This window comes from Blattabacterium sp. (Cryptocercus kyebangensis) (genome assembly GCF_003226855.1).
In the GTDB taxonomy this organism is placed as follows: domain Bacteria; phylum Bacteroidota; class Bacteroidia; order Flavobacteriales; family Blattabacteriaceae; genus Blattabacterium.
In genome coordinates, this window is the sequence record NZ_CP029820.1 from 193,912 (window position 1) to 219,577 (window position 25,666).

Annotated in this window: 31 protein-coding genes; 14 read left to right on the forward strand and 17 right to left on the reverse strand. The window is 23.9% G+C overall.

All coding sequences use genetic code 11. The annotated features are described in order from the left end of the window. Nucleotides 1-27: 27 nt before the first annotated feature. From gcvT to DM815_RS00930, 3 genes are read right to left on the reverse strand one after another with little or no spacing between them, the layout of a single operon-like run. Nucleotides 28-1,134 (reverse strand): glycine cleavage system aminomethyltransferase GcvT, encoded by a 1,107-nt coding sequence (gene gcvT / locus DM815_RS00920; protein WP_410491980.1) that lies wholly within the window; start codon nucleotides 1,132-1,134, stop codon nucleotides 28-30. Beyond that, entirely contained in the window at nucleotides 1,121-1,531 is a 411-nt protein-coding gene (locus DM815_RS00925) for a 6-pyruvoyl trahydropterin synthase family protein (protein ID WP_110508657.1), read from the reverse strand. The genes gcvT and DM815_RS00925 overlap by 14 nt, the downstream gene beginning before the upstream one ends. An 11-nt stretch (nucleotides 1,532-1,542) precedes the next feature. Continuing rightward, a complete protein-coding gene (locus DM815_RS00930) occupies nucleotides 1,543-2,085 on the reverse strand; it encodes an NUDIX domain-containing protein (RefSeq protein WP_235610021.1) in 543 nt (180 codons plus the stop codon). A gap of 196 nt (nucleotides 2,086-2,281) precedes the next feature. Here DM815_RS00930 and DM815_RS00935 point away from each other — a divergent pair, with 196 nt between their 5' ends. Together DM815_RS00935 and DM815_RS00940 are read left to right on the forward strand one after the other, a co-directional pair. Then, nucleotides 2,282-2,674 carry a PaaI family thioesterase gene (locus DM815_RS00935; RefSeq protein WP_110508661.1) on the forward strand — a complete coding sequence of 131 codons (393 nt, stop codon included), beginning with the start codon at nucleotides 2,282-2,284 and terminating at the stop codon, nucleotides 2,672-2,674. Beyond that, complete coding sequence (locus tag DM815_RS00940) at nucleotides 2,646-3,728, forward strand: chorismate-binding protein (protein ID WP_110508663.1); 1,083 nt, start codon at nucleotides 2,646-2,648, stop codon at nucleotides 3,726-3,728. The genes DM815_RS00935 and DM815_RS00940 overlap by 29 nt, the downstream gene beginning before the upstream one ends. Here the strand turns inward: DM815_RS00940 and DM815_RS00945 are convergent. Then, nucleotides 3,725-5,014: an NAD(P)/FAD-dependent oxidoreductase gene (locus DM815_RS00945; protein ID WP_110508665.1), complete on the reverse strand. Its 1,290-nt coding sequence runs from the start codon at nucleotides 5,012-5,014 to the stop codon at nucleotides 3,725-3,727. The genes DM815_RS00940 and DM815_RS00945 overlap by 4 nt on opposite strands. Before the next feature lie 98 nt (nucleotides 5,015-5,112). Here DM815_RS00945 and DM815_RS00950 point away from each other — a divergent pair, with 98 nt between their 5' ends. Continuing rightward, nucleotides 5,113-5,802: a zinc metallopeptidase gene (locus DM815_RS00950; protein WP_110508667.1), complete on the forward strand. Its 690-nt coding sequence runs from the start codon at nucleotides 5,113-5,115 to the stop codon at nucleotides 5,800-5,802. A gap of 6 nt (nucleotides 5,803-5,808) precedes the next feature. Here DM815_RS00950 and DM815_RS00955 read toward each other — a convergent pair whose 3' ends face one another. From DM815_RS00955 to nusB, 4 genes are read right to left on the reverse strand one after another with little or no spacing between them, the layout of a single operon-like run. Next, entirely contained in the window at nucleotides 5,809-5,913 is a 105-nt protein-coding gene (locus DM815_RS00955) for a 30S ribosomal protein THX (protein ID WP_110508669.1), read from the reverse strand. After that, the gene (gene coaE / locus DM815_RS00960; protein WP_110508671.1) at nucleotides 5,897-6,511 is read right to left on the reverse strand and encodes a dephospho-CoA kinase; all 615 of its coding nucleotides are present in this window, start codon (nucleotides 6,509-6,511) and stop codon (nucleotides 5,897-5,899) included. Before coaE ends, DM815_RS00955 begins: the two co-directional genes overlap by 17 nt. Continuing rightward, a complete protein-coding gene (yajC, locus tag DM815_RS00965) occupies nucleotides 6,508-6,855 on the reverse strand; it encodes a preprotein translocase subunit YajC (RefSeq protein WP_110508673.1) in 348 nt (115 codons plus the stop codon). Before yajC ends, coaE begins: the two co-directional genes overlap by 4 nt. Before the next feature lie 58 nt (nucleotides 6,856-6,913). Further along, nucleotides 6,914-7,852 (reverse strand): transcription antitermination factor NusB, encoded by a 939-nt coding sequence (gene nusB, locus DM815_RS00970; protein ID WP_110508675.1) that lies wholly within the window; start codon nucleotides 7,850-7,852, stop codon nucleotides 6,914-6,916. A gap of 155 nt (nucleotides 7,853-8,007) precedes the next feature. Here nusB and DM815_RS00975 point away from each other — a divergent pair, with 155 nt between their 5' ends. The 3 genes from DM815_RS00975 to DM815_RS00985 all read left to right on the forward strand — a co-directional run bounded on the left by DM815_RS00975 (nucleotide 8,008) and on the right by DM815_RS00985 (nucleotide 10,740). After that, on the forward strand, nucleotides 8,008-9,684 hold the full coding sequence (locus DM815_RS00975; protein ID WP_235610022.1) for an ABC transporter ATP-binding protein: 1,677 nt from the start codon (nucleotides 8,008-8,010) through the stop codon (nucleotides 9,682-9,684). Between the two features lie 72 nt (nucleotides 9,685-9,756). Further along, a complete protein-coding gene (locus tag DM815_RS00980; RefSeq protein WP_110509362.1) occupies nucleotides 9,757-10,146 on the forward strand; it encodes a DUF3276 family protein in 390 nt (129 codons plus the stop codon). A gap of 114 nt (nucleotides 10,147-10,260) precedes the next feature. Next, nucleotides 10,261-10,740 carry a KdsC family phosphatase gene (locus tag DM815_RS00985; RefSeq protein WP_410491981.1) on the forward strand — a complete coding sequence of 160 codons (480 nt, stop codon included), beginning with the start codon at nucleotides 10,261-10,263 and terminating at the stop codon, nucleotides 10,738-10,740. 51 nt (nucleotides 10,741-10,791) lie between these two features. Here the strand turns inward: DM815_RS00985 and groL are convergent, their stop codons facing one another. The 7 genes from groL to pncB form a co-directional block, all read right to left on the reverse strand. Further along, nucleotides 10,792-12,435 carry a chaperonin GroEL gene (groL, locus tag DM815_RS00990; RefSeq protein ID WP_110508681.1) on the reverse strand — a complete coding sequence of 548 codons (1,644 nt, stop codon included), beginning with the start codon at nucleotides 12,433-12,435 and terminating at the stop codon, nucleotides 10,792-10,794. 62 nt (nucleotides 12,436-12,497) lie between these two features. Continuing rightward, on the reverse strand, nucleotides 12,498-12,776 hold the full coding sequence (gene groES, locus DM815_RS00995; RefSeq protein WP_201260571.1) for a co-chaperone GroES: 279 nt from the start codon (nucleotides 12,774-12,776) through the stop codon (nucleotides 12,498-12,500). A 115-nt stretch (nucleotides 12,777-12,891) separates the two neighbouring features. Then, nucleotides 12,892-13,131, reverse strand: a complete 240-nt coding sequence (gene secG, locus DM815_RS01000; RefSeq protein ID WP_110508683.1) for a preprotein translocase subunit SecG — start codon at nucleotides 13,129-13,131, stop codon at nucleotides 12,892-12,894. A 6-nt stretch (nucleotides 13,132-13,137) separates the two neighbouring features. Beyond that, complete coding sequence (locus tag DM815_RS01005) at nucleotides 13,138-13,617, reverse strand: hypothetical protein (protein ID WP_110508685.1); 480 nt, start codon at nucleotides 13,615-13,617, stop codon at nucleotides 13,138-13,140. Continuing rightward, on the reverse strand, nucleotides 13,607-14,875 hold the full coding sequence (locus tag DM815_RS01010; RefSeq protein ID WP_110508687.1) for a sigma-54 interaction domain-containing protein: 1,269 nt from the start codon (nucleotides 14,873-14,875) through the stop codon (nucleotides 13,607-13,609). Before DM815_RS01010 ends, DM815_RS01005 begins: the two co-directional genes overlap by 11 nt. Nucleotides 14,876-14,895: 20 nt before the next feature. Continuing rightward, nucleotides 14,896-16,290 (reverse strand): tRNA (N6-isopentenyl adenosine(37)-C2)-methylthiotransferase MiaB, encoded by a 1,395-nt coding sequence (gene miaB / locus DM815_RS01015; protein WP_110508689.1) that lies wholly within the window; start codon nucleotides 16,288-16,290, stop codon nucleotides 14,896-14,898. Between the two features lie 76 nt (nucleotides 16,291-16,366). Next, entirely contained in the window at nucleotides 16,367-17,542 is a 1,176-nt protein-coding gene (gene pncB / locus DM815_RS01020; RefSeq protein ID WP_110508691.1) for a nicotinate phosphoribosyltransferase, read from the reverse strand. Nucleotides 17,543-17,745: 203 nt separating this feature from the next. Between pncB and DM815_RS01025 the strand changes: the two genes are divergently transcribed. The 5 genes from DM815_RS01025 (at nucleotide 17,746) to DM815_RS01045 (ending at nucleotide 20,582) form a co-directional block, all read left to right on the forward strand. Then, entirely contained in the window at nucleotides 17,746-18,015 is a 270-nt protein-coding gene (locus DM815_RS01025) for an RNA recognition motif domain-containing protein (protein ID WP_110508693.1), read from the forward strand. Nucleotides 18,016-18,154: 139 nt separating this feature from the next. Continuing rightward, a complete protein-coding gene (gene dapA, locus DM815_RS01030) occupies nucleotides 18,155-19,036 on the forward strand; it encodes a 4-hydroxy-tetrahydrodipicolinate synthase (protein ID WP_110509366.1) in 882 nt (293 codons plus the stop codon). Between the two features lie 13 nt (nucleotides 19,037-19,049). After that, the gene (locus tag DM815_RS01035; protein WP_110508695.1) at nucleotides 19,050-19,580 is read left to right on the forward strand and encodes a ferritin; all 531 of its coding nucleotides are present in this window, start codon (nucleotides 19,050-19,052) and stop codon (nucleotides 19,578-19,580) included. A gap of 1 nt (nucleotide 19,581) precedes the next feature. Next, the gene (locus tag DM815_RS01040; protein ID WP_110509368.1) at nucleotides 19,582-20,271 is read left to right on the forward strand and encodes an outer membrane protein assembly factor BamD; all 690 of its coding nucleotides are present in this window, start codon (nucleotides 19,582-19,584) and stop codon (nucleotides 20,269-20,271) included. Next, nucleotides 20,271-20,582 carry a hypothetical protein gene (locus DM815_RS01045; RefSeq protein ID WP_110508697.1) on the forward strand — a complete coding sequence of 104 codons (312 nt, stop codon included), beginning with the start codon at nucleotides 20,271-20,273 and terminating at the stop codon, nucleotides 20,580-20,582. The genes DM815_RS01040 and DM815_RS01045 overlap by 1 nt, the downstream gene beginning before the upstream one ends. Here DM815_RS01045 and fsa read toward each other — a convergent pair. Then, on the reverse strand, nucleotides 20,575-21,237 hold the full coding sequence (fsa, locus tag DM815_RS01050; RefSeq protein WP_110508699.1) for a fructose-6-phosphate aldolase: 663 nt from the start codon (nucleotides 21,235-21,237) through the stop codon (nucleotides 20,575-20,577). The two genes, DM815_RS01045 and fsa, sit on opposite strands and share 8 nt — an antisense overlap. 96 nt (nucleotides 21,238-21,333) lie before the next feature. Here fsa and lpdA point away from each other — a divergent pair, with 96 nt between their 5' ends. From lpdA to obgE, 3 genes are all read left to right on the forward strand, one after another. Next, the gene (gene lpdA / locus DM815_RS01055) at nucleotides 21,334-22,716 is read left to right on the forward strand and encodes a dihydrolipoyl dehydrogenase (protein WP_110508700.1); all 1,383 of its coding nucleotides are present in this window, start codon (nucleotides 21,334-21,336) and stop codon (nucleotides 22,714-22,716) included. 130 nt (nucleotides 22,717-22,846) lie between these two features. Beyond that, nucleotides 22,847-23,428: a nucleoside monophosphate kinase gene (locus DM815_RS01060; protein ID WP_110508702.1), complete on the forward strand. Its 582-nt coding sequence runs from the start codon at nucleotides 22,847-22,849 to the stop codon at nucleotides 23,426-23,428. Between the two features lie 14 nt (nucleotides 23,429-23,442). Further along, nucleotides 23,443-24,447 (forward strand): GTPase ObgE, encoded by a 1,005-nt coding sequence (gene obgE, locus DM815_RS01065; RefSeq protein WP_110509370.1) that lies wholly within the window; start codon nucleotides 23,443-23,445, stop codon nucleotides 24,445-24,447. Here obgE and clpX read toward each other — a convergent pair. Continuing rightward, nucleotides 24,433-25,659, reverse strand: a complete 1,227-nt coding sequence (clpX, locus tag DM815_RS01070) for an ATP-dependent Clp protease ATP-binding subunit ClpX (RefSeq protein ID WP_110508704.1) — start codon at nucleotides 25,657-25,659, stop codon at nucleotides 24,433-24,435. The genes obgE and clpX overlap by 15 nt on opposite strands. Nucleotides 25,660-25,666: the final 7 nt, after the last annotated feature.

Consider the following 25,666-nt stretch of genomic DNA (forward strand, 5'->3'; position numbering starts at 1 on the left):
TTGTTTATAAATAAAGAAAAAAATATTCTAAATTTTTATAAATGGGCATTTTACAATATTAATAGGAATTTTTTTTTCTCTTATTGAAATAAAAACAGATTTTTTATCTAATTTTTTTTCTGTAATAAAACCTAATCCTATTCCTTTTTTTAAAACTGGAGAAAAACAACCAGAAGTTACTTTTCCAATAATAGAATTTTCTTTATTTTTCAATAAATATCCTTGTCTAGGTATTTTGCCTTTTTCTTCTATAACAAAAGAAAAAAATTTTTTGTATGGACCTTCTGTTTTTTGTTTTTGCAGTATGTCTTTTGCTATAAATTTTTTATTAAATTTTGTAATCCAACATAATCCAGCTTCTATAGGAGTAATTTCTTCAGAAATATCCTGACCATATAAACGGTAACCCATTTCCATTCTCAATGAATTTCTACTTGCTATTCCACAAGGCATTATTTTAGATGATGGAGCACCTATCTTTAGGATATTATTCCATATATATTCTGCATATTTATTATGAATAAAAATTTCTACTCCTTTAGATCCAGTATATCCTGTACTGGATATCAAAATTTTATCTATATCCGAAAATTTTCCTATTTCAAAATGATAAAAAGGAATTTTAGATAACGAAATATTCGTTAATTTTTGAATATAGGATATAGATTTTGGTCCTTGTATAGATAAAAAAGAATATTTTTGAGATATATCTGAAAATTTTAAATTTTTATCCTTTATATGATCATTTATCCATTTTTTATTTTTATCAATATTTATTGCATTAACTATGAGTAAAAATTTTTTTTCTGAAATTTTATAAATAACTAAATCATCGATAATACCTCCTAAAGAATTAACGAAACAAGTATATTGAGCTTGTCCAGATTTTATATTAGATAGATTATTTATTGTTAGATATTGAAGAAAATTATGGGAATCTTTTCCTTTTAAAATAAATTTTCCCATATGACTAACATCAAATATCCCTGCGGATTCTCTTACTGCCATATGTTCTATTAATGAAGAAATATACTGAAGAGGCATGGAGAATCCAGAATAAGGAATCATTTTAGCTCCTAATTTTATATGATTATTATATAATATAGTTTTTTTTAATACATTAAGATCCATCATATTCTGCAAAATTGTTTTCAGTTTCGTACAAAGTTATTTTTAAATCTAAATTAGAAGATATTTTTTTTTTTATTTGATTCCAAAGAAAAACAACAATATTTTCCGTTGTAGGATTAACATCATAAAATTTTTCAATATCTACATTAATATTTTTATGATCAAAAAGAACATCTATTTCTTCACGAATAAGATTTTTTAATTTTTGTATACTAAAAACAAATCCAGTTTTTGGATTTATTTCTCCTGTAATACTAACAATATATTTATAATTATGTCCATGATAATTGACATATGCACATTTTCCAAATTCTTCAATATTTTTATTATGATCCCAATGAACATTATAAAGCCTATGTGCTGCACTAAAATGTCCTTTTCTACTTATAGTTGCTTTCATAATATAATTATTTATTCGAAATTTAATTTGTTTAAATATTTATTAATAATAATTTTAAACCATATAGTGTAAGAATTGGGATAAAAATGAATATCTTTGATCAATTCTTTTAGTGTAATCCATTTCCATTTATCTACTTCTCTAGAATTAATTACGGGTGGATGAGAATAATATCCTACAAAAACATGGTCTAATTCATTTTCTATTAATCCATTATTTAATAATTCATGGTAAGTGAAACAAAATCTTTTTTCTAAAAAACAATCAAACCCCATTTCTTCTATTAAACATCTATGTGCTGCTGTTAAAATAGACTCATCCTTTTTAGGATGACTACAACATGTATTAGTCCAAAGTAGTGAAGAATGATATTTTTCTGAAGATCTTTTTTGTAACATTAATAATTTATTATTATTTTTTGTATCATTTTTAAATATAAATACGGATACCGCACTGTGTAATAATCCTCTTATATGAATTTTTTCTTTTTTTTCAAAACCAATAATTTTATTTTTTTTACCTATTAGAGGAATAAACATATCTTTTTTTTTCATCATGATTTATTTTTTTGAATTTATAATGTATAATACCACTATTTTGGTATAAATTAAATTTTTTTATGAAAAAAAATTGATCAATTCTACTTGATAAAAATTGTATTTATTCTTAATTATAGAAATTTAAAAATATTTAAAAGATGAAAAAAAAAAATTATTAAATGAATTGAATAATTTAAGAAAAAATACTTTAATGTATACTTTGAAAATAAAATATATTCGTATAGGAATAAATACTTTAATAGCAAAAATGTCAGTAAATAAAAAATTACTTCAACCCATGGGTTTTCTTCATGGTGGGGCTACAATTGCTTTAGCGGAAAGTGTTGGAAGTGCTTTATCTGTAATAAACGTGAATAAAGATAATTCAAATGTTTTTAACATAGAAATTTCTGCAAATCATATAAAGAATGTTAAAAATGGAATTCTTTTTGCGAAAGCAAAGATTGTTCATAAAGGGAAAACCATTCATTTTTTAAAAATAAATATCTATAATGAACATAAAGATATTATTAGTTTTTGTAAAATGACTAATATAATAATTCCTAAAAAAAAATATGAAATTTATAGAAATAAGCATCATTAGTTTATACAAGAAAATAATAAAAAAATATTGGAAAAATGAGAGTTTTTTTTTATTTAAAAAACCTTATGAAAACAAAATTTATCTTTATTCTAGTAATAATAATAGGAAAATTAAAATAGAAGAAAATTTTTTTTTAATTGGAAGTTTCAACCATAGAACCATTATAAAAATTTATACTAATGAAATCTATTCTGTAGATATAAAAGATTTTTTTTACTCTCAAAAATTAATAAATTCTTCTCCTATTTTTGGTGATATAAATTCCTATCCTCTAATTTATTCATATAAATATAAAAATTTGATTGAAAAGGCTATTAGATTTATAAAAAATAACTACTTTAAAAAAGTAGTTTTATCTAGATTAATAAAAATCCCATTTCATAATTTTTATTTTAAAAAAACTTTTCAAAAATTAATTTTTTCTTGTCCTAACTCTTTCATTAGTTTATGGTATGATTCCGATTATGGGTTTTGGATTGGAGCTTCTCCAGAATTATTAATAAAATGTAACGATAAAAAATTGATAACCATAGCATTAGCTGGTACTATTTTCGGTTTAGAAGAAAAAAATAAATGGACAAAAAAAGAAATAGAAGAACATAAAATTGTAATAGAATATATTACTAATTTTTTACAAACATATTATTCAGGAATTCTTTCTATAGGTAAAACAAAAACTAGAAATTTAGGAGTTATACAGCATTTAGAAACTCCCATTAGTTTTACTTTTTTTAAGAAACCAAATTATTACGAAATATTAAAAAATATGTATCCAACTCCTTCTATATGTGGTTTCCCTAAAAAAAAATCTTTGGATTTTATTCAAAAAAATGAAGAATATAATCGAAATTTTTATACAGGATATTTTGGTCCTGTTAATAAAATAAATATGGAATTATACCTTAACCTAAGGTGTGCAAGAATAAGAATGGATAAAAAAGAAATCAATTTATATGCAGGAAGTGGAATAACTATACATAGTGATGTGGATAAAGAATATTTAGAAACAGAAAATAAAATAAAAAATATTCTTTCTAAATTTATTTTTAATTAATTTTTTTTTCTCCTATGAAATGGTTTTATAATTATTCGTACACTCTTATTATAATGAAAATATTGAATAATCCAATTTGTTAAAGCTATTACTCTATTTCTAAATCCAACTAAACCAATTAAATGAACAAACATCCAAATAATCCATGCTAAAAACCCTTTTAATCTAAAATAGGGAAAATCACATACGGCTTTATTTCTACCAATGGTAGCCATGGTCCCTAGATTTTTATATCTAAAAGGTTTTCCTATTTTTTTATCCAATAAAAAATAATTAAAATTTTCAGCAAGAAAATTACCTTGTTGAATAGCAGGTTGTGCCGTCATAGGATGACCATTTGGATAATATTTATTTTTAATCATACAAGCTATATCCCCGATCGCAAAAATATTTTGATATCTTAATGTTTTAAGATAATTATCTACTAGAATTCTTTGTCCATTCATCAGATCTTCTTTTATAAATCCTTTAATTATAGCTCCTTTTACTCCTGCAGCCCATATAACATTAGCAGATTCTATTTTTTTGTCTTTATCTATAAAAACGATTTTACCATCGTAATCTTTTACTAAACAGTCTAACCAAATATTTACCCCTAATTCTTTTAAATTTTTAAAAGCTTGTTTTGCAGATTTTTCAGACATTCCATCTAATAATCTAGGGGAAGCTTGTAATAAATAAATATTCATACGTTGAATATTTAAATCTGGATAATCATAAGGTAGTATATATTTTTTCATTTCTGCTAAAGCTCCAGCTAGTTCTACTCCAGTAGGTCCTCCTCCAACAATAACAAAAGTCATAAGTCTTTCTCTTTCTTTATAATTTTTGGTAAGTAATGCATATTCAAAATCTTGTAATATAAGACTTCTTAGATTTAATGCTTCTGGAATAGATTTCATAGGTAATGAAAAAAATTCTATATTTTTATTTCCAAAATAATTAGTTACAGATCCTGTAGCCACAATTAAATAATCATAAGATAAAATTCCTACATTCGTATATATTTTTTGTTCCTTTGCATTAATATAATGAACGTTAGCTAGTCTGAAAAAAAAGTTTTTTGTTTTTTTTATGATTATTCTAATAGCATGTGCAATAGAATCTGGTTCTAATCCTGCAGTTGCTACTTGATATAATAAAGGTTGAAAAGTATGATAATTGTTTTTATCAATAAGTACAACTTGAAATTTGTCTCTTCTTAATTTCTTAGCAACTTGTAAACCGGCAAATCCAGCTCCAATTATTACGACTCTTTTTAGATTATTTTTTATTGGGATATTCATAATCAAAAATTTGACATATAAATTTATTATAAAAATTATATTTTCATTTTAATTGATAAATTAATAATTTTGTTAACAAAGATTATATTATAATTTTTATGATTTATTATTTTATTGTAGGAATAACGTTTTTTTTTAGTATTATGGTAAGTAGGATTCTAAAAAATAAATTTAGGATTTATTCTGAATTATATTTACATAATCATATGAGTGGAAAAGAAATAGCAGAAAAAATGTTAACAGATAATGGGATTTATGATGTAAATGTTATATCTATAGAGGGAGAATTAACAGATCATTATAATCCATTAAATAAAACAGTTAATTTAAGTGAAAAAGTTTATTATGAAAATTCAGCAGCTTCTGCTGCTATTGCTGCTCATGAATGTGGTCATGTTTTACAACACAAATGGGGTTATAATTTATTGAAACTACGAAATGGATTAATTCCTATTTTGAATTTTAGCTCTAGATTTACAAATCTAGCTATTATGGCTGGACTTACAATATTTTATAGTTCAGAAGGAAAAAATTCTTTTATTCTTAAGTTAGGTATAGGTTTATTTTCTATAGCTGTTTTTTTTTCTTTTATTACTCTTCCAATAGAATTTGATGCTAGTAAAAGAGCTTTAACTTGGTTAAAAAATAAGAATATGGTAACCTTTCAGGAATATGAACATGCAAAAGATTCTTTAAAATGGGCGGCAATGACTTATGTTGTTTCAGCTTTAGGGAGTTTAGCTCAATTGATGTATTTTTTATCCATTTTTAACAAAAAAAATGAATAATTTTGATTATTTTTTTTTCTTCTTTTTAGAATTTCTTGGATTTCTACGAAGATTTCCATATGTTTTATTTCTTATTTTTCCTTTTCTAGTTTTTTTATCTCCTTTTCCCATTTTTGAAAATTTTTTGAATAATTTTATTATGGATTTCTTTTGTTTTCTTTTTTAGAAAAGAAATATCTTGAGAATTTTCAATAATTATATTGGAATTTTTTATTTTTTCCCTATCAGAAATTTGAAATTTAATACGATTCATAATTTCTCTCTCACTTAAATGATCTCTTTTTATTATTCGTTCAATCATTTTTTCTATAGGAGAAATAATAGTGATAATTAAATCACAATCCTTATAAGATCCACTTTCAAATAAAAGTGCGGATTCTTTTATAGAATAAAAAGATTTTTTTGAAAAAATCCAATTTTTAAAATCTAAGAATATCCAGGGATGAACAATAGAACATAATAATTTTAAGGAAGTAGGATTTTTAAATACTATTCTAGATAATAATTTTGTATTGACTTTATTTTCTTCATATGATTTTTTTCCAAAAAATTTTATAATATTATTTTTTAATATTTTTTTTTTATTCATTAAAATCTTACCTCTTTTATCTGATGAATATACAGGAATCCCATTTTTTTTAAAAAAAGAGGTAAATGAACTTTTTCCAGATCCCATATTTCCGGTAATTCCTATCAAAAATGATCTCATTTTTTTTCAGTGTTTTTTTTCAATTCTATTTCTTTTTTTTTATTATTAGAAAAATTTTCATAACGTAATTGGGTTAATTCTTTAGATATGGCGTTTTTTTCAAATTTTATTTTTCCTGTAATAGTTTCTAATATACAGAAATGATTTGAAATGTCTATGATTCTACCATGTAAACCAGAATTTGTTACTATATAAATTCCCTTTTTTAAATTTTCCTGAAATTTTTTTTCTATTTTTTGTTTTCGTAATTGAGGACGTATCATAAAGAAGTAAAATACAATAAATATTAATGCAAACATCCAAATAGTGCTTGTTATAGGATTTTGTTGTAGTATGGGAAACATAAAGTTGAATATTTTTTTGAATATAGTAAATAAAATGAGTAAAATGAATAAAAAATAATTATATTAATCCTTTTCCATCTTTAAATATTTTATTTTGTTTGCATAGTAATTTGAATACTTTATCTAAAATACCATTAATAAAAATTTTACTTTTTTCCATACAAAATATTTTTGTAATTTCTATGTATTCATTTATAGTTGCTTTTGGTGGAATACTTGGAAAGTATAAAAATTCACAAATAGCCATTTGTAATATAATTAAATCTATAGTAGCTATTCTTTTTATAGTCCAATTTTTGGATATATATTCAATTAGTTTATTAAATTCATTTTTATGAAAAATTGTATTTCTATATAAATCAATAATAAATTTTTTGTTTTCATTATTTTTATAAACGTTGTATAATTTAAAATTTTGTGGTGTAGACAATTTTATATATTTTAATGTTTTACAGACCATTATATGTGCTATATATAGATTTTCTGATCCATTTATGACATATCTATCTTCGATGTAATCTATTAATTTTTTATTAGGAATTATATTATTTTTGTAGTATTTTATAATAAAGTCTTTTTCCTCCTCGAAGGAGGAACTAAATTTTTGGATAGAGTTTTTAAAAACTTGTGATTTTTTCATTTCTTTTATTAAGAAAAAAAGAATAGATTCATCCTGTTTTATCCATATTTTTTTTTCATAATTTTTTGAATATTTATACTTTAATAAGTATTTATTATTGGATAATATTTTAATTACAGAATTATATGCTATTTTATGTACAGAACTTATTTTATTTTTAGTTGAAATTTCATTTATATTTTTTATAGCTTTATCTCTAATTCTCAATATTAAGTAGAGAAGAAAAACATACAAATCATCTAGTTCTTCTATGTTTTTAAGCATGTTTTTTTCTACTTTTTTAAAATTCATTTTAGATAAATGTTGGGCATATAAAAATTGCAAACTTCTTATTCTGAAGTATCGCCTAATTAACATTTTTTGTATGGTATTAATTTTTCATAGTTTGCAATTATATAAATAAAATATCAAACTTAAAAGTTTGTATTTTTATATTTTATATGGGGAGTTTATTTTTTTTCAGTAAAAAATATTTTTTTAAATATAAATTTCGTTTATGTATAGGTTTTTTATTGATTTTAATATCAAATATTTTAACTGTACTTCCCATTCCTTATATAGGAAAATCTATTAATACAATAAAAAATATTTTTATATATTTTTCGAAATACAATTCCTATAATTATTCTAATAATCTAAAAATAGAAATACTTGTTTATACAGGTATAATATTATTAGTTCCAATTATAGGAGGAATTGTTAAATATCATATGAGACAATGTATTATTACAACGTCCAGGATGATAGAATTTGATATAAAAAATGAGATTTTTTTGCATTATCAAAAATTGAGTTTATCCTTTTATAAGAAAAATTCAACTGGAGATTTAATGAATCGTCTTACAGAAGACGTATCTTTTATACGACAGTATATAGGACCTGGGGTTATGTATTTTGTCAATCTTATAATCTTATTTTTAATGGTTTTTATACAAATGTTTCGATTAGATAAAATATTGGCTTTTTATGTGGTATTACCTATTCCTATGCTTTTTATTTCTATTTATTATATTGGTATTTTTATTACAAAAAAAAGTAAAGATGTACAAAATTATCAATCTCTTATTTCTTCTTTTATGCAAGAAACTTTTTCTGGAATTAATGTTGTTAAATCATTTGTCTCTGAAATTTTTTTTCAAGAGAAACATAAAAAAATTATATTAGAATATAAGAAAAAAAATATAGAATTAGCTAAAATCGATACTATTTTATCATCTATTATTATTTTTTTTATTGGAACGAGTCATTTGTTAATTCTTTTTTTTGGAGGAAAAAAATATTTTAAAGGAGAAATAAAAGAAATAGGGACTCTTGCAGAATTTTTTACGTATATAAATGTATTAGTTTTTCCTTTTATTATTTTGGGTTGGGTTGTTTCTATAGTTGAAAGAGCAAAAGTATCACAAACACGTATAAATAAATTTTTAAAAGAAAACCCTGAAATATTAAATAAAAATATTATAAAAACAAAAATTATCGGAAAAATTAAATTTAAAAATGTTAGTTTTATTTATAATTCTGATTTAAAGAATCCATCTAATACCCTAGATAAAGTTTCTTTTACTATTAAAAAAGGAAAAACTTTAATTTTAACTGGAGAGACAGGATCTGGAAAAACAACTATTGGAAGATTGATTTCTCGTTTGTATGATCCAAATAAAGGAAAAATACTTATAGATAATATCTCTTTAAAAAATCATAACCTTTCTAATTTTAGAAGTAAAATTGGTTATGTTCCTCAAGAATCTTTTCTTTTTTCAGATTCTATTTATAATAATATAGCCTTAGGAAGTATTAAAAAAGAAAATTCATGTAAAGTCTATGAAGCAGCAAGGAAAGTGATGATAGAAGAGGAAATCCTGAATTTTAAAAGTGGATATGAAACGATTGTAGGAGAGAGAGGGATTACATTATCTGGAGGTCAAAAACAGAGAATATGTATTGCAAGAGCTATTATAAGAAATCCAAAAATACTTATATTTGATGATAGTTTTTCTTCTATAGATCAAAAAACTAGAAAATTGATAATTCTTTCTATAAAAAAAGATCTTAAAAATAGTACTATTATTATTATCACTCATGATATATCTTATATATCTGATTTTGATCTTATTATTGTATTAAAAAATGGAAAAATATTTCAAGTAGGGAATCAAAATTCTTTTTTTTATAAAAAAAAGGTTGAATAATTTTTGGAAAAGTAGGATGGACCATTTTTTTTATTTAGATTTGCTTAATTAGGATTTATAATATTGTTTGAAATGGACGAAAAAGAAAATATTAAAGAAAGAAATGAAATTTGTTCACGTACCTTAAAAACTGGAAGTCGTACGTATTTTTTTGATGCTAGGGAAACAAGAGCAGGAGATTATTATTTGACTATTACTGAAAGTAAAAAAATTTTTTCTGAAACTGGAGAAATTACTTATAAAAAACATAAGATTTATTTATACAAAGAGGATTTTTCTAAATTTCAGAGTATACTTGATGATATGATTCGATTCATTATAAATGAAAAAGGAAGGGAAGTAATTTCAGAACGTCATCAAAAAGATTTTAAAAATCATACATTTAACCAAGAAGTTAAAGAAGTTCATAAAAAATCATCGGAAACAAAGGATTTTACAAATATTAATTTTGAGGATATATAAATAAATATAAAATAGTATTTATCAAAAGTATTATTATATTATTATATTTTTTAGGATTTTTTCAATTTGATTTAATGATAATATTTTGATGTTATGGAAAATTATAGAAATATAATGAACGATATTAATACTTTTATTTTTGATGTGGATGGGGTATTAACAAATTGTACTTTAAATTTATTTCCTGATGGGAATATGGTTCGTCAAATGTTTGCTAAGGATGGTTTTGCTCTACAATTAGCGAAAAATAAGGGGTATAATTTATGTATTATTACAAGAGGTTCAGATTTAATGGTTTTTAGACGTTTAAGAGAACTTAATATTCAATATATTTATCAAGGTGTTGATAATAAAAAAAAATATTTGGATGAATATTGTGATTTTTTAAACATTACTAGGAAAAAAATATTATATATGGGGGATGATATTCCAGATATTGAAATTATGAAATCTGTAGCCTTACCTTGTTCTCCAATAGATGCTGTTCCAGAAGTAAAAGAGGTATCTAAGTATATTTCCCCAAGAAGGGGGGGTAGAGGATGTGTAAGAGATGTAATAGAACAGACTTTAAAGATACAAAAAAATTGGTTATAGTAAAAAAAATAGTGTCTAACGACACTATTTTTTTTATCATTTTTATTATTACTACATCATTCCACCCATTCCACCACCACCAGCTCCAGGCATTGGAGGATTAGTATTTGGTTCATCTTTTTTTATTTCTGTAACAACACATTCAGTAGTTAATAACATTCCGGATACTGATGCTGCATTTTCTAATGCAACTCTAGCTACTTTAGTAGGATCTATAATTCCTTCAACTATCATATTTTTATATTCTCCAATTTTAGCATCATAACCAAAATCTCCTTTTCCTTCAGCTACTTTAGCCACTACTACAGATCCTTCTCCACCAGCATTAGCCACAATTTGACGTAAAGGTTCTTCCAATGAACGCCTTACTATTTGTATACCAGTATCTTGATCAGGATTATCTCCTATAATATTTTCTAATGATTTGATTGCACGAACTAATGCAACTCCACCTCCTGCTACAATACCTTCTTCAACAGCTGCACGAGTAGCATTTAAAGCATCATCTACACGATCTTTCTTTTCTTTCATTTCTACTTCAGATGCTGCTCCTACATAAAGGACAGCCACTCCTCCAGCTAATTTAGCAAGACGTTCTTGTAATTTTTCTTTATCATAATCAGATGTAGTAGATTCTATTTGAGCTTTTATCTGATCTACACGAGCTCTTATATCCTTCTTACTCCCTCCACCATTAATAATAGTAGTATTATCCTTATCAATAATAACTCTTTCTGCTTTTCCGAGCATATTTAATTTAACATCTTCTAATTTACTACCCGTTTCTTCTGAAATTACAGTACCTCCTGTAAGAATAGCGATATCTTCTAACATAGATTTTCTTCTATCTCCAAATCCAGGAGCTTTTATAGCTGCTACTTTTAGTGTCCCACGTATTTTATTGACTACTAAAGTAGCTAGGGCCTCTCCTTCTACTTCTTCAGAAATAATGAGTAAAGGTTTTCCAGATTGAGCTACAGGTTCTAATATAGGTAATAAATCCTTCATTGCCGCAATCTTTTTATCAGATAGTAGAATTTGAGGTTGATCAAATTCTGTTATCATTTTCTCAGTATTTGTTACAAAATAAGGAGATTGATAACCTCTATCAAATTGCATTCCCTCTACTACATCTACTGATGTATCTGTCCCTTTTGCTTCTTCCACAGTAATCACTCCTTCTTTACCTACTTTTTCAAAAGCATCGGCTATTAATGCTCCAGTTTTTTCATCATTATTGGCAGATATAGAAGCTACTTGTTTTATTTTATCTGTATTTCCTCCCACTTCTCTAGATTGTCTCCTTAAATCTAAAATAACTACTTCTAATGCTTTATCTATTCCTCTTTTTAGATCCATAGGATTAGCTCCAGCTGCTACATTTTTTAACCCTTCTCTAACGATAGCTTGTGCCAATACAGTTGCTGTTGTCGTTCCATCTCCAGCAACATCATTGGTTTTAGAAGCAACTTCTTTAACCATTTGAGCTCCTAAATTTTCTATTGAATCTTCTAGCTCTATTTCTTTAGCTACAGTCACTCCATCTTTAGTTACTTGTGGTCCCCCAAAAGATTTTTGTAATACAACATTACGACCTTTTGGACCTAAAGTAACTTTCACCGCATTAGCCAATGCATCGACTCCTTTTTTTAGTTTATCTCTTGCCTCAATATCAAACTTAATATCTTTTGCCATAATTTTTATATTTTTTAAATTACAAGTTATGGATTATTCATAATTATTTACTATTTCAATAATTATATAACTGCTATCACATCAGATTCTCGCATAATAAGATATTCTTTCCCTTCCCATTTTAACTCAGTTCCAGAATATTTTCCATATAAAACTCTATCTCCTTTTTTTAGAATCATAGGTTCATTTTTTTTCCCATTTCCAACAGATATCACAGTACCTTTCTGTGGTTTTTCCTTTGCAGTATCAGGAATAATGAGACCTGAAGCTGTTTTTGTCTCAGCAGGATCAGGTTTCACTAGAACTCGATCTGCTAAAGGTTTAATCTTTACTTCCATCATATTTAAAATAATTTTTAAAGTTAATGATACTATTCGTTCAAAGCCAAAAACATGCCAAACAAAAAATATTTGAATTTTTTGTATTTGAATAATTTTATATGCCAAAATGACATATTTATGAATGGTTTTTTAATAAAAAATTGAAAAATAAAGTCAAAAAAAATATGAAAATAGATAATATCCAAGTAATTTTTTCCAAAAGAGTATTTGTTCTTTTGATTCCAAAAAGTCTAAAATTTTTATCCATGAAAGATTGATAAAAAATTCCTTTTTTAGGATTTTGTATCAAAATTATTACAATAAGAAGAAAACATATTAAAATGATGAAAATTCCGATAAATATAGTTGAATACATAATTAATTACCAATTATTAAATATTTTATTGTATAGTTGAAAAATCAAATTATTAATAATTTTTTCTACTATAATAGAATTTTCTAAAGGGTAATTTTCTCTATTAGAAATAGATTCTATAACATCAAAATATTTTTCCCAATTTTTTTCTGGATTTAAATTATCTTTACAATAAATTTTTACTGTCATTTTAATAACTTCTAATTTAGAATTTCTCCTCTTAATTATTTTATAGTCTATAAAATTTCCATCCAGATGAATATCTCCCCCTCTTTTTACAAAATTCCAAGGGGTATGTTTTAAAATAAAATCTTCAAATTTTTTTTTAAACTCAAAAGAAATAGATTTTCCTGAAATATTTATATTATCTGAAAAATTTCCAATTTCTATTGTTCTTTTATTCAATAAAGAAGGAATATAATAACAATGATTACTGCTTAAAAAAATGGAAAAAAGAAATGTAATAAGAATATTTTTACAAACCATATTGTTTAATTTTTCTATATAATGTTCTTTCTGAAATACCTAATTCTATTGCTGCTTTTTTTCTTTTTCCATTATTTTTTTTTAATGCTTTCTGAATAAATTCTATTTCTTTTTTTTGTAATGAAAATGAATCAGATTCATTTTTTGAAAAATCTTCTTCTATTTCTTCATAATCAAAATCATATCTGGATAAAAATTTTGAAGAATCTTCTAACTGAAATATTGAATTTTTCATTATAGACTTAATAGAACTATTGGAAGAATTAATCATTTTTCCAAATACTTTTTCCATAAGTTCTTGATTTTTTTTTACAAACTTATTATTATTGTTACTTTTTATTAATTTCAATGTTAAATTTTTCAAATCATTTAAACTTTTTTTCATATCAAACAAAATTTTGTATAGAAAATCTCTTTCGTTAGAAAAATCTTGAAAAAAATATTCGTTATTTGAATGTGGGGATAAAGAAGGAATATTTTCTGGAATATATTCTTTTAATTTTTCTGAAGAAATCTCACGTTTTGTTTCTATTACAGATATTTGTTCTATAAGATTTTTTAATTGTCTTATATTTCCAGGCCAAGGATATTTTTCCAAATATTTTATGGCTTCTTCAGTTAGTTTTACTGAAGGAATATGATATTTATCTGAAAAATCATTAGAAAATTTTTTGAATAATAATTTAATATCATTCTTACGAAAACGTAAAGGAGGAAGATTTATTTGAACTGTATTAAGGCGATAATACAAATCTTCTCTAAATTTTCCTTTTTGAATAGATTCTAGAATATTTAAATTAGTTGCAGCAACAATACGTATATTAGTTTTTTGTATTTGAGAAGAACCTACCTTTATAAATTCCCCTGTTTCTAAAATTCGAAGTAAACGAACTTGTGTAGTTAAAGGAAGTTCACCAACTTCATCTAAAAATATAGTTCCTCCATTTGCACCTTCAAAATATCCTTTTCGCATACTTGTAGCTCCTGTAAAAGAACCTTTTTCATGCCCAAATAGTTCACTATCAATAGTCCCTTCTGGAATAGCACCACAGTTTACAGCAATATAAGAATGATGTTTTCTATAGGAAAATTGATGAATAATTTTTGGAATAAATTCCTTTCCTACTCCACTTTCTCCAAGAACCAATACAGAAATATCTGTTGGTGCAACTTGAATAGCCTTTTCTAAGGCTCTATGCAATGCATAATCGTTTCCAACAATGGAAAATTTTTGTTTTATATTATGGATAGATTCCATGTTGTATGGATTTTACTTATTTATTTTTCCTGTTCCTTTCCTATTAATGTAGCAGATGTACAATCTATTATTTTTATAAAAACGGTTTCTCCTATTTTATAAGTTTTCTTTGGAAAAACTATTACAATATTTTGTGTATTTCTTCCATACCAATATTGATTGTTTTTTTTAGATTCTCCTTCTATTAAAACTTCTTGAATTTTTCCTATATATTTTTTCATTTGAAAAATGGAATGATTTTTTTGAAGATCAATAATTTCTTTTAATCGTTTTTTTTTTATAAATTCTGGAACATTATCCTTCAATTTTTTATAGGAATAAGTTCCAGGTCTAGGAGAATAAGAGAACATATAACCATAATTATATTTTACTTCATTCATTAAACTAATCGTTTGTTGATGATCCTTTTCGTCTTCATTACAAAATCCAGTCATAATGTCGTGAGATATAGAACATTCAGGAATTATAGACCTAATTTTTTTGATTAAAAAAAGATATTTTTCTCGAGTATACTTTCTATTCATTAATTTTAATATTTTATTGCTACCAGATTGAACTGGTAAATGAATATGTTTACAAATATTTGAATGTTTTGATATTGTTTCTATTACTTTCGGAGACATATCATGTGGATTAGAAGTAGAAAAACGAATTCTCATAAAAGGAATTTCTACAGCTAATAAATCTAAAAGATTAGAAAAATCTATTATTTTTTTATTTTCAGTGTATATTTTTTTATAAATTGTTTTTTTGAATCCATCACTACCAAACCATAAATAAGAATCTACATTTTGACCTAAAAGAGTTACTTCTTTAAATCCTTTTTGATATAGATTTTCACATTCTTTAATTATAGAATAAGGATCACGACTTTTTTCTCTTCCCCTTGTAAAGGGAACTATACAAAAAGTACACATATTATCACATCCTCTTGTTATACTCAAAAAAGATGTTATTTTATTTTTTTTTCTAAATGGATCTATATTGGAATAGGTTTCTTTTTTATCTAAAAAAGTATTATGAAAAGTTTTTTTCCCTTCCATAGATAAACGAATTATACTGGGTATTTTTTTATAAAAATCTGGTCCAATTGTAAAATCTATCAGATCACTATTTGAAAATTTTTTTTTCATTGAGTTAGATAAACATCCTAAAATACCAAATAATGTAGGTTTTTCTTTTTTTAAATATTTTAATCTTTGTAATCTATTTTTTATAGTTATTTCTACTTTATTTCTTATAGAACAAGAATTTAATAATATTATATTTGCTATTTTTAAATTTTCTGTAAAAAAGAATCCATTTTTTAATAATATAGAAATAACTATTTCAGTATCAGAAATATTCATTTGACATCCATAACTTTCTATATAAAAAAAAATTTTTTTTAGGATACTAAATTTTTTTTCATTCATTTTGTTATGTTATTTAATTATTTAAAGATAAGTAAAATGTCATTATGTCATAATAAAATGGAAAATGAAATTATTATTATGGAATTTGAAGTATTTTTTTAGCGTAAAAAATCATTTTTTTATCTCCTGTGGATTTTTCTTTCACATTGGAAAGTTTTACAACAGATATCCATTTTTTTTTTGGAATAGCTTTTACCATTTTAATAACGATATTCATTGAGGTTGGGCCAACATCATTAGTAAAATTTGTTCCTATACAAAAGAAGGGGGTTATTTTATTTTTACAGAAAGAGGAAATGTTAGCTACTTTATATGGATTAAGATTATCGGAAAATATAATTTTTTTTTGTAATGGATTTATTTTAAATTTTTTATAGTGTTTTATAGTTTCCTCAGTAAAGGAAATAGGATCTCCACTATCATGTCTAATCCCTTCAAAAATATTTGCTAATTTTTGATCAAAATTCTTAAAAAAGATTGGGGTAGTATATGTATCAGATAAGGCTATTCCTAAATTTTTTCCATATATATTTAACCAATTTTTCATAGCAATTTTATCTGCTATATTATATCCATATTTAGCTGCATGGAACATAATCCATTCATGGCCATGAGTTCCAATAGGTTTTATTGATAGAATATGAGATAAATGTACATTACTACTACCTATAAAAGAAGAAGATCCTTCTTTTTTTAAGAATTTTAAAACTAATTTATGTATTTGATATGAGTATCTTCTTCTAGTTCCATATTCTCCAATTTTGATATTTAATTTTTTATATTTATTTAATTTTTTTTTCGTTAAAAGAATAATTTTTTTATTTGAAATACGATTTGCTCCTGTTAATTGATAATATAATTCAGATATAATAGCCATTAAAGGAACTTCCCATAAAATAGTTCTATACCATAAACCTTCTATATGAATTTGTATATCTTTTCCTTTTTGAGATATATTAACTTCTTTTGGATTATATTGGTATTTATTTAAAAAATCAAGATAAGCAGTATCCAAATAAGGACAATTTTTTTCTAAAAAAAATCTCTCCTTTTTTGATAGTTTTAGATGTGCCATTTTATCAAGATTTTCTTTTAAAGAATTGGAAAAATTTTTTGGAAAAGAATGCTTTCCACGATTTATAAATTTATATTTAGCTTTTACTAAAGGAAATAATTTTATTACAGCATTTTGCATAGTAAATTTGTAAAAATCATTGTCTAATAAAGACGATAAAATAGGAAATTCATTCATTAATTCATTAAAGATATTCTTTGATATTTATCAAAAAATTATTATTTGTAATAATTGAAAATAAAAAATTATTTACAATAATAGTTGAAAAAATCTTGTTTTTTTATATGAAGTTAAAAAACTTCTTCAAGAAGAATATTTTTCTTTTTTATTTAGAAAAAATATTTCTCTAAATTTGCTTTTAAAACAATTTATTTTTTAATATGGATTATACGAAATTATACGTTGGTAATTTATCTTATGATATGACAGAACAAGAATTAAAAGAATATTTTGAATCTATAGGAGAAGTTATTAACGCCAAAATTATTTTTGATGAATCTACTTCTAATAAAAGAAGCAAAGGATTTGGATTTATAGAGATGTCTAATAAAGAAAATGCAAAACAAGCCATAGAAAAATTGAATGGAACAGAATTTATGGGAAGAAATATTATTGTTTCTGTGGCTAGACCAAGAATAAAAAGGGATTAATTTATTTCCTTTTTCTATACGTCTACATCTGTTTATTATAAAAATGAAAATGAAAAAAATACTGAAATATTAATAGTTATGATATGGAATAAAAATAATATTATTAATAATAATGTAGTGAATTAATTCTATGAATTTTATGAAAAAATTATATGGAACAGGTGTAGCGTTAGTTACTCCTTTTAAAAGGAATGGAAAGATTGATTTTAATGGAATTGGAAAAATTCTAAAATATATAGAAAATAAAGTGGATTATTTAGTAATACTAGGGACCACAGCAGAAACATCTACTTTAAAAAAAAATGAAAAAAAAGATATAATTGAATATATAAAAAGTTCAAATTATAAAAAAATTCCTTTAATATTAGGAATAGGAGGGAATAATACAGAAGATGTTATAAAAAAAATAAAAAGTATCAACTTATCAGATTTTTTAGCTATTCTTTCTGTTTCTCCTTATTATAATAATCCATCTCAAGAAGGTATATACCAACATTTTAAATCTATTATTGATAATACAGACGCCAATATCATTGTTTATAATGTTCCTAAGAGAACAGGATCTAATGTTTTTCCGGAAACGGTTATTCGTTTAGCTAATGATTTTAATAGAATTATAGGCATAAAAGAAGCCTCTGGTGATATTTTACAATCTTATAAGATAATTGAAAAAAAACCAAATAATTTTAGTGTGATATCGGGAGATGATTTTATTTCTTTACCTTTAATACTAGGAGGAGGAGATGGTATTATTTCTGTAATAGCTCAAGGATTTCCAGATAAGGTATCCAAAATGATATATTTAGCGAAAAAAAATGAAGCAAAAAAAGCTTTTTCTATTTTTTATGAACTTCTTCATATGATTTATCTTATTTATGAAGAGGGTAATCCTACCGGGATTAAGACTTTTTTGGATATTATAGGTATATGTAGTTCACATGTAAGATTGCCATTGTTAAGCGGAACTCCTGATTTAAAAGAAAAAATGCAATTTTTATTAAAAAAACTACAAATAAATTAATTATTTAATTTTTATGTTTGGTAAAAAAATACAAGTAGAATTAGAAAAACAATTAAATAGAGAATTAAAATCTTCTCAATTATATTTATCTATGGCTTCTTGGGTTGAACATAGATATGGGGGTCTTGATGGTATCTGTAATTTTTTGTATGATCATTCAGATGAAGAAAGAGGACATATGTTGAAATTAATAAAATATATCAATAAAAGAGGAGGATATGTGGATTTTTTTAATAAAAGTAAATATTATATTGTTGAAAAAATTTCATATAGTTCTTTGATGGATTTATTTCATAAATTATTTGAACATGAAAAAAAAATTTCTTCAAAAATTAATTCTTTAGTTGAATTATCATTACAGGAAAAAGATTTTTTTACTTATAATTTTTTACAATGGTATGTAGAAGAACAAATAGAAGAAGAATCTTTAATAAAAAAAATATTGGATAAAATTGAATTAATTGGAGAAGATAAGGGTGGATTATATTTATTTAATCATGATATCAAAAATTTTTATAATAAAGTGGAAAAAAAAACTAGGTAATATGAATAATAAAAAAACAATTTTTTTATTATTATTTGTAATAATTGGATGTTATGATGGACAACATTTATTGTTGTTAAAAGATTCGGATTTGTCTAATAATTCTGGAAAACATCCGAATCATATATCAAAATGGAGTCCTCATTTTTATAAAAATGAAAATGAAATTCCGGTATTAAAAAATATTTTGAAAAAATTGAATCTATTTTCAAAAAAAAAGTATTTAGGAAAAAATTATGAAGAAAATGAATCGTTTAAACGTGGATTTACTTATTATCTTGACTCTTTAAATTTCGATTTGGATCAAAAGAAAACTAAAGAGGCAATTGAGGTATTAAATAAATTCATTAAAGAATATCCAAATAGTTCAAAATCAGCAGAAGTTAATGATATTTTAAATGAATTATCAAAAAAACTTGAAAAAAAAAATTATTATATTGCTAATACATATTTTTTCATGAAAAAATATAAGGCTTCTTTAATTTATTTTCAAGATTTTTTAAACAATTTTCCAAAAAGTGATCTTAGAGAAGACGTTTTATACAAAATTTGCTTAATTGCATATAAACTTTCTATTAAAAATGGAAACTATTCTAATTTTATTGAGGAATATCATAGATATGTAGAATCATATCCTAATTCTCCTAATATAAAAAAATTAAAAATATTTTATGAAAAATTATTAAAATAATGAACTTTAAAGAAATTAAAGCTCCAATAAATACAGTAACAATAGATCGTGAAGAATTGGAAAAAAAATCAGGGAAAAATATTTATGAAACTATTTATATTCTAGAAAAAATAAGTCAAAAAATCAGTCATAAAATTAAAGAAAATTTGGATAGAAAATTGGAAGAATTCAATTTTATAAACAAAAATAATTTAGAAGAAATTTTTGAGAATAAGGAACAAATAGATTTATCCAAATTTTATGAAAAACTTCCAAAAGCTACATCTATTGCCATTCAATATTTATTAGATAATAAAATAAAAATCAATTAAAAATATTTTTGTAATCTTCTAAAAATTTTTTCAATCCTATTTTTGTTAATGGATGGTAAAATAAAGATAGAATTATTTTTAATGGAGATGTTACTGCATATATTCCTATTTTAGAACATTCTATAATTTGTAATGGATTACGTATTGAAGCTGCTAAAATTTTTGTTTTGAAATGGTAATTATCATAAATAGTTTTGATTTCTCTTATTAAATTTAATCCATTATATGATAAATCATCTAATCTTCCTAAAAATGGGGAAACATAGCTAGATCCCGATTTTGCAGCCAAAAGTGCTTGCCCAGATGAAAAGACTAAAGTACAATTGGTTTTAATATTCTTTTTTGATAAATATTTTATAGCTTTAATTCCATCTTTAATCATCGGTATTTTTACAACAATTTTTGGATGTAAAAGTGAAAGTTTTTCTCCTTCTTCAATCATATCCATATAATTTGTACTGATTATTTCTGCACTTACATCTCCATTTTCATCATCTAAAAGATGACAAATAGATATGTAATGATCATAAATATCCTTTTTTTTGATAAATTCTTTTGACATTAAAGATGGATTTGTTGTCACTCCATTTAATACTCCAAATATTTTTGCCTTTTTTATTTCTTCTAAATTAGCTGTATCTATAAAAAATTTCATATATTTTTTTTGATTTTATTTAGTAAAAAGAAACAAATTTATAAAAAAATTGAGAATAAAAATTTGTAAATTTATATTTATCGACAAGTTATAGTTATGAATTTTGATGTTATTGTTTTAGGTAGTGGCCCTGGTGGTTATGTTGCATCTATACGAGCTGCACAACTGGGAATGAAAACAGCTATAGTAGAGAGAGAATCTTTGGGTGGAATATGTTTGAATTGGGGATGTATACCCACAAAATCCATTTTAAACAGCGCAAAAACTTTACAAGAAATAAAAAAAAATAAAAAATTATTTGGTATTCATCAAATAAAAGTTGATTTTTCTCAAATAATTTTTAAAAGTAGAAATGTAGTGGATAAAATGAGAAAAAGAATTTCATTTTTAATGAAAAAAAATGGAATACATGTTATCAATGGAGAAGCAAAATTAAAAAAAGGGAAAAAAATTGAAATTTTTAGAAATAAAAAAAAAATGGAGGAATGTTATGCTTCGCATATTATTATAGCTACAGGTGGAAAACCTAAAATTGAAGAAAAATTTCAACAAAATGAAAAAAAAATTATAGGATATAGAGAGGCCCTCTCTCTTTCTAGATTACCAAGAAAAATGATTATTATTGGTTCCGGTTCTATTGGATTGGAATTTTCTTATTTCTATCATTCTATGGGAACTGAAGTCATTCTTATAGAACTTTGTCCTAAACTTTTTCCAAGTGGAGATGAAGAAATATCTGATCAATTAAAATCTACTTTTGATAAAGTAGGAATTAAAAGTTATGTTTCTTCTTTTATAAAAAGAATAGATTATACTGAAAAAGGAATTGTAGTTAATATTAAAACTCCTAAAAAGGATATTACTATAGAAGCAGAAATAGCTCTTTCTGCAATTGGAACTATTCCAAATATAAACATAGGATTGGAAGAAATTGGAATTCAAACAAAAGGTGGATTTATAGTAGTAGATGAAAAATATAGGACAAATATAGAAGGTTATTATGCTGTTGGAGATGTAATAGAAGGACCGTCATTAGCACATGTTGCCTCACATGAGGCAATTTCATGTATTGAAAATATAAAAGGATTAAATCCTCAAAGAATAGATTATGATAATATTCCAAAATGTATTTACTGTTCTCCAGAAATTGCCTCCGTAGGTTATACTGAAAAACAAGCTAAAGAAAAAGGGTATCAAATTAAAGTTGGAAAATTTCCTTTTCATGCCATTGGAAAGGCTATCTGTGATGAAAATACAGAAGGATTTGTTAAGGTTATTTTCGATGAAAAATATGATGAATGGTTAGGTTGTCATATGATTGGAAATAACGTATCGGATCTTATTTCTGAAGTCGTAGTTGCTAGAAAATTGGAATCAACTAATTATGAAATAATGGGAAGTGTTCATCCTCATCCTTCATTAAGTGAATCTATCCTTGAATCTATTTTTCATGCTTATGGAAAATCCATTCATCTGTAATTATTATTCTCAAAAAGAATAAATAATAGTTATTATAGTATTGATATTCTTGTTATCAATAATCTTGATCTGAATTCCTTATTACCTTATCATATTATATTTTTTATATATTATTTGTCATTATGTTATTATGATACACATTATATTATTTGGACCACCTGGATGTGGTAAAGGAACTCAAGCAAGAATTTTAGAAAATAAATTTGGATTAGTTCACCTATCTACTGGAATGATATTTAGACATCATATAAAAACTAAAACAAGCTTAGGAAAACTTTCTCGTTATTATATTAATCGAGGTATATTAGTACCTGATAAAATTACTACAAATATGTTGAATATAGAAATAAAAAAATATATTCAATCTAAAGGAATTATTTATGATGGATATCCTAGAACAAAAAATCAAGTTTTTTCTTTAGAAAAAACATTAAAAATCCTATCCTTAGGAAGGATAAATATAATTTTTTCTTTTGGTATAAAGAAAAAATTATTAATCAATAGATTATTAAAAAGAGGTAAGACTAGTCATCGTGATGATGATTCGGATATTATTACGGTTCAAAGAAGAATAGAAGAATATAAAAAAATAACTTCTTTTATTTGGGATGAAAAAAAATGGAAAAATAATAAAATAGAAATTAATGCTTCTTCTTCTGTAAAAGAAATTTCTTTTTTTATAGAAAAAAAAATTTTGAATTTAAATATTTGAAAAAAATTTTTTTTATGACAAAAAGTTTTATAGATTTTATAAAAATTTATTGTAAAAGTGGAAATGGAGGAAAAGGATGTATTCATTTTCATAAAAAAAAATATATAAAAAGGGGGAGTTCTGATGGAGGATCAGGGGGAAAAGGAGGTGATATTATTATACAAGGAAATTCTAATCTTCATACTTTTATTCATCTAAAATATAATAAATATTGGATTGCTAAATCTGGAAATCCAGGAAAAGGGAATAATATTACTGGAGCAAACGGTAAAAATTTATTTATAGAAGTTCCTATAGGAACTATAATTAAAGATATAAATAAAAATATTTTAGTAGAAATAACCAAAAATCATCAAGAAGAAGTTTTATTCAAAGGAGGAAAAGGAGGAAAAGGAAATATCTTTTTTAAGAATTCTAAATTTCAATCTCCATTTTATGCACAAACTGGAATAAAAACTATAGGAAATTGGATTTTTTTAGAGTTAAAAATTTTGGCAGATGTTGGTTTAATTGGATTTCCAAATTCCGGAAAATCAACTTTACTTTCTACAATTACAAAAGCAAAACCAAAAATAGGAAATTTTCCTTTTACAACTAAAATACCTAATTTGGGAATAGTTAAAATGAATTATGATTATGATACTTTCTTAGTAGCAGATATACCTGGAATTATAGAAAAAGCTTCACAAGGTAAAGGATTAGGATATACTTTTCTAAGACATATAGAACGTAATCTTGTTCTATTATTTTTAATTTCTGCAGAAACGAAAAATAATAAAATAGAATATTTCATATTATTGAATGAATTAAAAAAATTTAACCGAAAATTATTAAATAAAAAACGTTTATTGGTTATTTCTAAATCAGATTTGATCGATAATGAAACAAAAAAAAGAATAAAGAAAATATTTTTAACATTAGGAGAAAATATCATCTTTATTTCTTCTTTTACAAAAGAAGGAATAATTCAATTAAAAAATAAATTATGGAATATAATTCAAGAATTACGAGTAAGATAATTTTTTTATAACCATATTTCTATCTATATTCAAAATTTTTTTAGATTCTTTCATTTCAAATATATAATCTACAAATATTTTTTCACAAAAAGTACGTAATCCCCTAGCTCCCAATCCTAATTTAATTGTTTTCTCTACAATAATATCCAATGCATCATCCGTAATATTCATGGATATTTCATCCATATAAAACAATTTTTGATATTGTTTTATTAAGGCATTTTTTGGTTCAACTAAAATTTTTTTTAATGTAGTTTTATTTAATGGATTTAAATAGGTTATAATAGGAAATCTACCAATAAGTTCTGGAATTAATCCGAATTTTCTAAGATCATGAGCCATAACATTTTGCAAATAATTTTCATTATTTTTCTCTTTTTTTCTTTTTTTTGTAATAAATCCAATAGAAAATTGATTGATTCTATCGGATACAATTCTTTCTATCCCATCGAATGTACCTCCAGCTATAAACAATATATTATCGGTATTAATTTGGATCATTTTTTGATCCGGATGTTTACGCCCTCCTTGTGGAGGAACGTTAATAATTGAACCTTCCAATAGCTTTAACAAAGCCTGTTGAACTCCTTCCCCTGATACATCTCTAGTAATAGAGGGATTATTTCTTTTTCTAGAAATTTTATCAATTTCATCTATAAAAATAATCCCTTTTTCAGCATGATTTATATCATAATTTACAGACTGTAATAATCTTGTTAAGATGGATTCTACATCTTCTCCAACATATCCTGCCTCAGTTAAAGTAGTAGCATCAGCTATAGTAAAAGGAATTTTTAAAAGTTTAGAGATACTTTTAGCAAGTAAAGTTTTTCCAGTTCCTGTATTTCCTATCAATAGGATATTGGATTTTTCTATTTCTATATCATCTTTATTTTTATTCTTATCGTATTGGATACGTTTATAATGATTATATACAGCAACGGAAATAATTTTTTTTGCTTCATTTTGTCCTATAATATATTTGTCTAAAAAATCTTTTATTTCTTTAGGTTTTTTTATTTGTATTTCTTGATTTTTTATTCCAGGAACTTTACCTTCAAAATCTTTTTTTTCCGTAGAAAATTTTCTATGAATTATAGAATATGTTTTTTCTATACAAAAATTACAAATATGACCATTAATACCTGATATTAGAAATGTTATTTCATCTTTTTTTCTACCACAAAAATTACATTTTAACAAATTTTCCATAAAAAAT

Excerpts from the sequence above, each read along its gene's own strand:
- gcvT (WP_410491980.1), bottom strand. The coding sequence starts at position 1,134 with ATGATGGATCTTAATGTATTAAAAAAAACTATATTATATAATAATCAT.
- DM815_RS00925 (WP_110508657.1), bottom strand. The coding sequence starts at position 1,531 with ATGAAAGCAACTATAAGTAGAAAAGGACATTTTAGTGCAGCACATAGG.
- DM815_RS00930 (WP_235610021.1), bottom strand. The coding sequence starts at position 2,085 with ATGAAAAAAAAAGATATGTTTATTCCTCTAATAGGTAAAAAAAATAAA.
- DM815_RS00935 (WP_110508661.1), top strand. The coding sequence starts at position 2,282 with ATGTATACTTTGAAAATAAAATATATTCGTATAGGAATAAATACTTTA.
- DM815_RS00940 (WP_110508663.1), top strand. The coding sequence starts at position 2,646 with ATGAAATTTATAGAAATAAGCATCATTAGTTTATACAAGAAAATAATA.
- DM815_RS00945 (WP_110508665.1), bottom strand. The coding sequence starts at position 5,014 with ATGAATATCCCAATAAAAAATAATCTAAAAAGAGTCGTAATAATTGGA.
- DM815_RS00950 (WP_110508667.1), top strand. The coding sequence starts at position 5,113 with ATGATTTATTATTTTATTGTAGGAATAACGTTTTTTTTTAGTATTATG.
- DM815_RS00955 (WP_110508669.1), bottom strand. The coding sequence starts at position 5,913 with ATGGGAAAAGGAGATAAAAAAACTAGAAAAGGAAAAATAAGAAATAAA.
- coaE (WP_110508671.1), bottom strand. The coding sequence starts at position 6,511 with ATGAGATCATTTTTGATAGGAATTACCGGAAATATGGGATCTGGAAAA.
- yajC (WP_110508673.1), bottom strand. The coding sequence starts at position 6,855 with ATGTTTCCCATACTACAACAAAATCCTATAACAAGCACTATTTGGATG.
- nusB (WP_110508675.1), bottom strand. The coding sequence starts at position 7,852 with ATGTTAATTAGGCGATACTTCAGAATAAGAAGTTTGCAATTTTTATAT.
- DM815_RS00980 (WP_110509362.1), top strand. The coding sequence starts at position 9,757 with ATGGACGAAAAAGAAAATATTAAAGAAAGAAATGAAATTTGTTCACGT.
- DM815_RS00985 (WP_410491981.1), top strand. The coding sequence starts at position 10,261 with ATGAACGATATTAATACTTTTATTTTTGATGTGGATGGGGTATTAACA.
- groL (WP_110508681.1), bottom strand. The coding sequence starts at position 12,435 with ATGGCAAAAGATATTAAGTTTGATATTGAGGCAAGAGATAAACTAAAA.
- groES (WP_201260571.1), bottom strand. The coding sequence starts at position 12,776 with ATGATGGAAGTAAAGATTAAACCTTTAGCAGATCGAGTTCTAGTGAAA.
- secG (WP_110508683.1), bottom strand. The coding sequence starts at position 13,131 with ATGTATTCAACTATATTTATCGGAATTTTCATCATTTTAATATGTTTT.
- DM815_RS01005 (WP_110508685.1), bottom strand. The coding sequence starts at position 13,617 with ATGGTTTGTAAAAATATTCTTATTACATTTCTTTTTTCCATTTTTTTA.
- DM815_RS01010 (WP_110508687.1), bottom strand. The coding sequence starts at position 14,875 with ATGGAATCTATCCATAATATAAAACAAAAATTTTCCATTGTTGGAAAC.
- miaB (WP_110508689.1), bottom strand. The coding sequence starts at position 16,290 with ATGAATGAAAAAAAATTTAGTATCCTAAAAAAAATTTTTTTTTATATA.
- pncB (WP_110508691.1), bottom strand. The coding sequence starts at position 17,542 with ATGAATGAATTTCCTATTTTATCGTCTTTATTAGACAATGATTTTTAC.
- DM815_RS01025 (WP_110508693.1), top strand. The coding sequence starts at position 17,746 with ATGGATTATACGAAATTATACGTTGGTAATTTATCTTATGATATGACA.
- dapA (WP_110509366.1), top strand. The coding sequence starts at position 18,155 with ATGAAAAAATTATATGGAACAGGTGTAGCGTTAGTTACTCCTTTTAAA.
- DM815_RS01035 (WP_110508695.1), top strand. The coding sequence starts at position 19,050 with ATGTTTGGTAAAAAAATACAAGTAGAATTAGAAAAACAATTAAATAGA.
- DM815_RS01040 (WP_110509368.1), top strand. The coding sequence starts at position 19,582 with ATGAATAATAAAAAAACAATTTTTTTATTATTATTTGTAATAATTGGA.
- DM815_RS01045 (WP_110508697.1), top strand. The coding sequence starts at position 20,271 with ATGAACTTTAAAGAAATTAAAGCTCCAATAAATACAGTAACAATAGAT.
- fsa (WP_110508699.1), bottom strand. The coding sequence starts at position 21,237 with ATGAAATTTTTTATAGATACAGCTAATTTAGAAGAAATAAAAAAGGCA.
- lpdA (WP_110508700.1), top strand. The coding sequence starts at position 21,334 with ATGAATTTTGATGTTATTGTTTTAGGTAGTGGCCCTGGTGGTTATGTT.
- DM815_RS01060 (WP_110508702.1), top strand. The coding sequence starts at position 22,847 with ATGATACACATTATATTATTTGGACCACCTGGATGTGGTAAAGGAACT.
- obgE (WP_110509370.1), top strand. The coding sequence starts at position 23,443 with ATGACAAAAAGTTTTATAGATTTTATAAAAATTTATTGTAAAAGTGGA.
- clpX (WP_110508704.1), bottom strand. The coding sequence starts at position 25,659 with ATGGAAAATTTGTTAAAATGTAATTTTTGTGGTAGAAAAAAAGATGAA.